This window comes from Indolivaga macrotermitis (assembly GCF_900128985.1).
Classification (GTDB): Bacteria; Bacteroidota; Bacteroidia; order Bacteroidales; family Dysgonomonadaceae; genus Dysgonomonas_A; species Dysgonomonas_A macrotermitis.
Genome location: NZ_FQUC01000033.1, coordinates 1 through 7,281, shown reverse-complemented (window position 1 = coordinate 7,281; position 7,281 = coordinate 1). Strand labels below are relative to the sequence as shown.

Genomic DNA, 7,281 nt, shown 5'->3' with positions numbered 1-7,281 from the left:
GGCTCGCTCCCGATCTTCGATACTAAACTTGTTACGCTTCTTCTTTTCCATAAAATAAACCCTAAAAGTTTGTCTAACTTTTAGGGTTCACTTCATATCTTATCCGGCTTTTATGATGTAATACATAGTTTTTTACTTTAGTATTCTAAGATATCATCATCTTTAGGTAAATTCTTTTCGAAAGATTTCATTTTGATAGATATATAAATTCTGAAAATACCATAGCAAAGAAAGCCTAGCGATAGTATATATACTGTAAACAAGACTACTACCTCGGGTCTGAACAGGAGTAACAGGGCTAATAATACGCCCAGTATGGAAAGAGCCATGGCCCAGCCCCAACTGCTTACTCTGGCAAAATAAAGATTGAGTGACATACCGATGCCTCCTATAGACTGGAATAGTATCCAGAAACCTATAAGGTAACATAATATTACGGGAGCGAGAATCGGATTGACGAGTAATATAATTGCAAATGCAAGGTCTACAATACCCATTGTAAGTATCCAGCCCCAGTTTTTCAGAGTTTTATTGTTGCTTATGGCAAATACAATTTCAGAGATTCCTCCTAAAAGGAAGGCCGCAATAAAGAGTACTGTAAGCGTTGCAAATGTTGCTATGGGAGTGAAAGGACATATTATGCCCAGAGCAACCGAAATAATACCAATTATAAGCGATACCCACCAGTGTTTGACGTTTCTGCGGAATAAAGATTCCTGATATTTTCTTTCATCAGTCATAATTGTTTGTTTTAAGATTTATATAAATCAAACATCATGTATCGGATATTGTTTCGGGTTTGTGCTTTTTTTGTTATGTCCGTTTAGATATTTTAATTTAATTTTGCAATTGGTTTAGAAATAACAGGCAATTGCAGAATTATATTTTGTAATTTAATTATAGTTAGGTTACTCGTTATTCTTTGATCTCGGATATCTTTATTATTGAATTACAACTTTGTGTGTAACCTTATTGACTCTAAAAACAAGAATGGATTATAAATTAATAAGTTAGATATTATGGAAAATTTTCTTCTCGTTATTATTACCGTGTTTGGAATACTGCAAATCATTTTATTTTTTAAAATTTGGGGTATGACTAACGATGTTCGTATAATCAGGGATAAGTTATTGAATAATACTCAAGGTCGATCTTCGGATAACCGTACCGGTACTAATTTTATACCCGGCCAAAAATTCGAAGATGATGACTATGCAATAATCATAGCTACTGGCCAGAGAGTCAGAATATACGGAAAAACCAGTAATGGTAAATACAAATGCTATTCCGGTGGAACAAGTTCGGATCTTGGTAAATACGAAGGTTTTTATGATGAAACAGAGTTGGATAGGGGGGAATGAGCCATTTTCGGATTTCTCTTGAGAAGGTTAGTCTGTAAAAAATATATACAAGCCGATTTGGAATAGTCCGAATTGGCTTTTTTATTACATATCTGTATAGGTGTTTTTCTTATTTTTTTAATGAGTCCTTTGCAGGATGTGATAATTTATGGTTCTTTATTTTGATTTTCAGCACTTTGAAAATAATCAATCAGTAGCTTGGCCTTATGTTTTCCTACAATAGCTTCTATTTCAGGTTGTTGTGCCTGTTTTAGACGTTTCAGGCTCTTAAAATGGGTAAGCAAAGCTTTTTTGGTTTCTTCGCCTATTCCTTTGATACTGTCTAATTCTGAAACTGTCTGGCCTTTGCTTCTTCTGTTCCGGTGAAAGGTTATACCGAAGCGGTGGGCTTCGTCGCGCATATGTTGTATCACCTTTAAGCTTTCCGAATTTTTATCGAGATAGAGTGGGATAGAGTCTTCGGGATAATATATCTCTTCCAGCCTTTTAGCAATACCTACAATCGCTATCTTACCATACAGGTTCAACTCTTTCAGCGATTCGCAGGCTGCGCTCAACTGCCCTTTACCTCCGTCTATCACTATCAGCTGGGGAAGGGTTTGCCCTTCTTCTACCAAACGGTGGTATCTGCGGTAGACGACTTCCCTCATGGTCGAAAAATCGTCGGGGCCTTCCACAGTCTTTACAATGAAATGCCTGTAATCTTTCTTAGCCGGTTTTGCCATTTTGAAAACGACACATGCCGATACAGGATTTGTACCCTGTATATTCGAGTTGTCAAAACATTCGATATGTATAGGCAGTTCTTTTAGATGAAGGTCATTTTGTATACCTTTCACTATCCGGATCGATCGCTGTTCGGGGTTAAGGCTTTCTGCCCGTTTTAGCTTATCTACTTTATATTGCTTTACATTCTGTAACGATAGGTTCAGCAGCTTTAATTTATCTCCCCGTTGAGGAATTGTAAATTCTACATTTTGCAGGGAAAGATCGGGTATGAAGGGAACTACAATTTCTTTCGATAAATTGATAAACCTATTTTTGATTTCCATTATACCGAGACCCAGTAATTCTTCTTTCGGTTCGTCCAGCTTTTTCTTATACTCGAAAGTATATGCACGGATTACAGCACCGTTGTGAACGCTCAGGTAATTGATGTATGCGGAATTTTCGTCTTCATCGAAACCGAAAATATCTATGTTGTACATAATGCTGGAAACAACGGTCGATTTTTGTTTGAAGTTCTCGATAAGAACGTATTTCTCTTTTAGCTTTTGCGCTTCCTCGAATTTGAATTCTTCGGAATACTTTTGCATTTGTTCGAACAGTTGTTTACTTACAATGTTTATATCGCCTTTCAGTATCTGGCGGATGCTGTCGATATTCTGATTGTATTCTTCCAGGCTTTGTAGACCTTCGCATGGTCCTTTACATCGTTTGATGTGATATTCTAAGCATACTTTGAATTTTCCGGCTTTAATATTCTCCGGAGTTAAGTTCAATGTACATGTACGGATAGGGTAGAGCTTGTGTATGATCTCAAGCAGGGCCCTTATACTTACCACACTGGTATAAGGGCCGAAATACTGAGACCCGTCTTTTATAATATTCCGGGTTTGATAAACCCTTGGGAAAAATTCATTACGGATAACGATAGATGCATATGTTTTATCGTCTTTCAGTAAAACATTGTATCTCGGTTGATATTCTTTGATAAGATTATTTTCGAGCAGCAGGGTATCCTCTTCGGTATCTACTACTATATATTTTATATCGCGGATTTTGCTGACGAGTATCCTTGTCTTAGGACTATCCTGATGTGTCTTGGTAAAGTATGACGAAACCCGTTTCTTTAAGTTTTTAGCCTTACCTACGTATATGATTGTACCCTTATCATCGAAATACTGGTAGCACCCGGGTTTTTCAGGAATATTCTGTATGATATTTTTTAGATACTCGTTTTGCATAATCTGGTTTGTCGGATCGAAAATATTAAATATCGTATTTTAAAAGTGTTTCTATTTCTACGTCATCAGGAAACAGGCTTCTTCCTTTCAGAAGTTCGAGTTCTATAATGAAGTTTATATATATTTTCTTTACGCCCATTCTTTTTACAAGATTGTATGCAGCATGCATAGTTCCTCCGGTAGCTAATAAGTCGTCGTGGATTAAAACAACATCGTCGGCGCTCAAAGAATCTTTGTGTATTTGTATGGTGTCGAATCCGTATTCTTTTTCGTAGTTTTCTTCAATAGTTTCTGCGGGCAATTTTCCGGGTTTTCTGATAGGAACAAATCCTGCGTCTAAATTTAAAGCAAGAATAGGACCCATGATAAAACCACGTGATTCTATACCTACAACTTTTGTTATTCCTTTGTCTTTGTAAAGAGAGGAAAGAACGTCCGTAAGGTCTTTCAAATTTTCAGAAAATTGGAATAGGGGAGTAACGTCTTTGAATTGTATTCCTTCGATAGGAAAGTCAGGAATGTTGCGAACTACTTGTTTTAATCTTTCGATTTTGTTGTTTGACATTTTTGTAAATTGCTATATTTAAACATTTTGTATTTTTATTTTTGCTATGTTCCACGTGAAACGTAAAATGTGTTTCACGTGGAACTATGGATTTTATCTTCCAAGAAGAACAAGAAGAATGGAGATGTCGTTGGGCGAAACTCCGGGAATCCGGCTTGCGTGTCCGATTGTTTCGGGATTTATTTTGGCGAGCTTTTGGCGAGCCTCGGTCGACAATGAAAGTATACTTTCGTAGTCGAACTTGTTTTTAATGATGATGTTTTCGAGACGGTTTATTTTTTCGGCGATCAGTTGTTCGCGTTTTATGTAGCCGTCGTACTTGATGGTGATTTCGCAGGCTTCGATTATTTCTTCCTTTCTGTTGGGTATTTTGTCGATTTCTGCACGTAGGGCAGAAATCGAATCCATAATATTATGGATGCTTATTTGTGGACGTGTAATAATGTCTTTCAACTTTACACCTTGTTTAAGCGGACTTGTTCCCAGCTTTTCAAGTGTAGGATTGATATAATCGGGTTTCAGCGAATAGTTCGATGCAAATTCGATGATTCTGTTTGTTTCTTCTGTCTTTTGATTCAACAGATCCATGCGCTCTCTTTTGGCTAATCCGATATTATAGCTCGATTCCGTCAGGCGTTTGTCCGCATCATCTTGTCGGAGAAGTATCCGGTATTCAGCACGCGATGTAAACATTCTGTAAGGTTCGTCTACACCTTTTGTTACGAGGTCATCTATGAGTACACCTATATATGCTTGGTCTCTCCGGAGTATGAAATCACCTTCTCCGTGAGCTTTTATGTGGGCATTAATTCCGGCAATAAGACCTTGTCCACCTGCTTCTTCATAGCCTGTAGTTCCGTTTATTTGTCCGGCGAAGAATAAGTTCTTGATTTTCTTTGTTTCCAACGTATGTTTTAACTGAGTTGGGTCGAAGAAATCGTATTCAATCGCATAGCCCGGTCTGTATATGTGTATATTGCGGAATGCGGGTATTTTTTGCAGTGCTTCGATCTGGATATGGAGTGGGAGAGACGACGAAAATCCATTTAAATAGTACTCTTGAGTAGATTCTCCTTCCGGTTCCAAAAACAGTTGATGCGATGTTTTCTCCGAGAATGTTACGATTTTAGTTTCGATGCTTGGGCAATATCTTGGACCTATACTCTGGATCTGTCCATTGTAAAGTGGCGAATCGGCTAGTCCGTTTCTGAGTTCGGAGTGTACGTCTTCGTTGGTATTGGTTATCCAGCAACTAAGTTGTTTCAGGGTTCTCGGTTTGAAATCGAGGTAAGAGAATTTATGGAAATCATCTTCTCCTTTTTGCTCTTCCATAAGAGAAAAGTCTACGGTTCTGCCGTCGATTCTTGCCGGAGTTCCGGTTTTCATGCGGTCGGTAGTGAATCCGATTTCTTTCAATTGCTCGGTAATTCCGTAAGACGCAGGTTCTCCTACACGTCCTCCTGTTATCTGTGTAGAGCCGATATGCATCAATCCATTGAGGAAAGTTCCGTTTGTAAGTACTACCGATTGGGCTTCGAAGGTTACTCCCATGCGGGTTTTTACCCCTTTTATTGTATTATTTTCGATAATCAGGGATGTTACCGCATCTTGCCAGATGAAAAGATTATCTGTATTTTCGACTATTTCTCTCCATTTTGAGATGAATTGTACTCTGTCGCTTTGCGCTCTTGGACTCCACATTGCAGGCCCTTTCGATCGGTTCAGCATACGAAATTGTATGGCCGTAGTGTCTGTTACAATTCCCATTTGACCGCCTAAAGCATCTATTTCGCGAACTATTTGTCCTTTGGCTATACCTCCTACAGCCGGATTGCAACTCATTTGCGCAATCTTATTCATATCCATTGTTATAAGCAGGGTTTTTGATCCCATGTTTGCTGCAGCTGTTGCTGCCTCACAACCGGCATGTCCTGCTCCGACAACTATTACGTCGTATTTGAAATTCATTTTTTGATAATATATACTGTAATTATACTACAAAGTTAGTATTTTTCGATTACTTAATTGTGTGTAAATCATTGCGTGAAGTTATTTAACTCTCTTCTTTTCTTCTATAAATGGCTTAAAATGTCTTTTTATCGGCTGTTTGTCGGCTTTTTCGAGTCAATTTTATTTAGAAATTATAGGTGTTTTTCTTCAATTTTAAGGTCTGGAACCTATTCGTTACTTTGGAAACTAAAACAAGAATATGTTGTTATAATCCCGAAAAGCACACGTAAATATTTGCGGTTGCTTATAAATCAAGAATGGTGATATGGTAGAAGTGGAAGTTTGTGCGAACTCTGTTCGATCGGTAATTGCGGCTCAAAGAGCAGGAGCGAATAGGGTGGAGTTGTGTGTCAATCTGAGTGAAGGAGGGCTCACTCCTTTTCTTTCTATGATTGAAAAAAGCTTATCTATGACAGATATTGAGGTAAATGTTTTGGTAAGGCCTCGCTCCGGCGATTTTTTGTACGATGATATTGATTTTGACCTGATGAAAAAGGATATCGAATGGTGTGGAAAGCTGGGTTGTTCGGGTGTTGTTTTCGGTATTCTTACCAGGGACGGAAGCATTGATAAGATGCGATGTGCAGAGTTGGTTACGATGGCTTCTCGATATAATATGTCTGTTACTTTTCATCGTGCATTTGACCACGTTTTAGATGTTGAAAAGGCTTTATTTGATGTTATAGAACTAGGCTGTAAAAGGATACTTACTCCCGGAGGTTTTCCTACGGCTGTTGATGGTGTAAATACTATCAAAAGGCTTGTCGATTTGTCTGAAGACCGGATACAAATTATGCCGGGTGGCGGAATTACACCTCAAAATGTAGAAAATTTGATTATTCAGACAGGAGTAAAAGCTGTTCATGGCTCTTTTTTATCTCCAATTGAAAGTAAGATGGATTATTTAAATCCGAATTTTTCACCGGAATCAGATTTTATTCAGTATTATTCTGATGAAAAAATTATTAAAAAAGTAGTAGATATTGCTGCCAAATTTTAACTGTTTTGAAAGTGCTTTTTTGTGTGGTTCACCCATGCTATTTTATGAATAGGTATTTGTCAAATATCTATTTTTATTTTGTCTAATATTATTATCAGTTTTTTATTTGGATATTTTAGATAGATATTTTTTAATGATAAATATCCATTTTGGAAAATTATAATTCTATTTTTTATTTATTAATTTTCTATTTTCTCTTTATTTTCTTATTTCTTTCATCTATCAAATAAGTTAAAATATTTTCCTTATCCTTTTAATATATATATCTAGTGATAAATAAATATATGAATAATAAAATCTTAATATTTAATTTGAATATCCATATAAAGTTAATATTTGTTTGTAATATTATTTATATAGATTACTATTTATATTTTA

6 protein-coding genes are annotated in these 7,281 nt (G+C 36.8%); 2 read left to right on the top strand and 4 right to left on the bottom strand.

Going from position 1 to position 7,281, the window contains the following annotated elements; all coding sequences use genetic code 11:
- Positions 1-137: 137 nt before the first annotated feature.
- Positions 138-740 carry an HdeD family acid-resistance protein gene (locus BUC12_RS19505; RefSeq protein WP_062178406.1) on the bottom strand — a complete coding sequence of 201 codons (603 nt, stop codon included), beginning with the start codon at positions 738-740 and terminating at the stop codon, positions 138-140.
- Between the two features lie 279 nt (positions 741-1,019).
- On the opposite strand from BUC12_RS19505, the gene BUC12_RS19500 reads away from it, so the two are divergent.
- Positions 1,020-1,361, top strand: a complete 342-nt coding sequence (locus BUC12_RS19500; protein ID WP_062178409.1) for a hypothetical protein — start codon at positions 1,020-1,022, stop codon at positions 1,359-1,361.
- A 146-nt stretch (positions 1,362-1,507) separates the two neighbouring features.
- On the opposite strand, the gene uvrC is transcribed toward BUC12_RS19500, so the two are convergent.
- From uvrC to mnmG, 3 genes are all read right to left on the bottom strand, one after another.
- On the bottom strand, positions 1,508-3,328 hold the full coding sequence (gene uvrC, locus BUC12_RS19495; protein WP_062178412.1) for an excinuclease ABC subunit UvrC: 1,821 nt from the start codon (positions 3,326-3,328) through the stop codon (positions 1,508-1,510).
- A gap of 25 nt (positions 3,329-3,353) precedes the next feature.
- The gene (locus BUC12_RS19490; protein ID WP_062178414.1) at positions 3,354-3,893 is read right to left on the bottom strand and encodes an adenine phosphoribosyltransferase; all 540 of its coding nucleotides are present in this window, start codon (positions 3,891-3,893) and stop codon (positions 3,354-3,356) included.
- Between the two features lie 93 nt (positions 3,894-3,986).
- Positions 3,987-5,861: a tRNA uridine-5-carboxymethylaminomethyl(34) synthesis enzyme MnmG gene (mnmG, locus tag BUC12_RS19485; RefSeq protein ID WP_062178417.1), complete on the bottom strand. Its 1,875-nt coding sequence runs from the start codon at positions 5,859-5,861 to the stop codon at positions 3,987-3,989.
- A gap of 307 nt (positions 5,862-6,168) precedes the next feature.
- Here mnmG and BUC12_RS19480 point away from each other — a divergent pair, with 307 nt between their 5' ends.
- Positions 6,169-6,903, top strand: a complete 735-nt coding sequence (locus BUC12_RS19480; RefSeq protein ID WP_062178420.1) for a copper homeostasis protein CutC — start codon at positions 6,169-6,171, stop codon at positions 6,901-6,903.
- Positions 6,904-7,281: the final 378 nt, after the last annotated feature.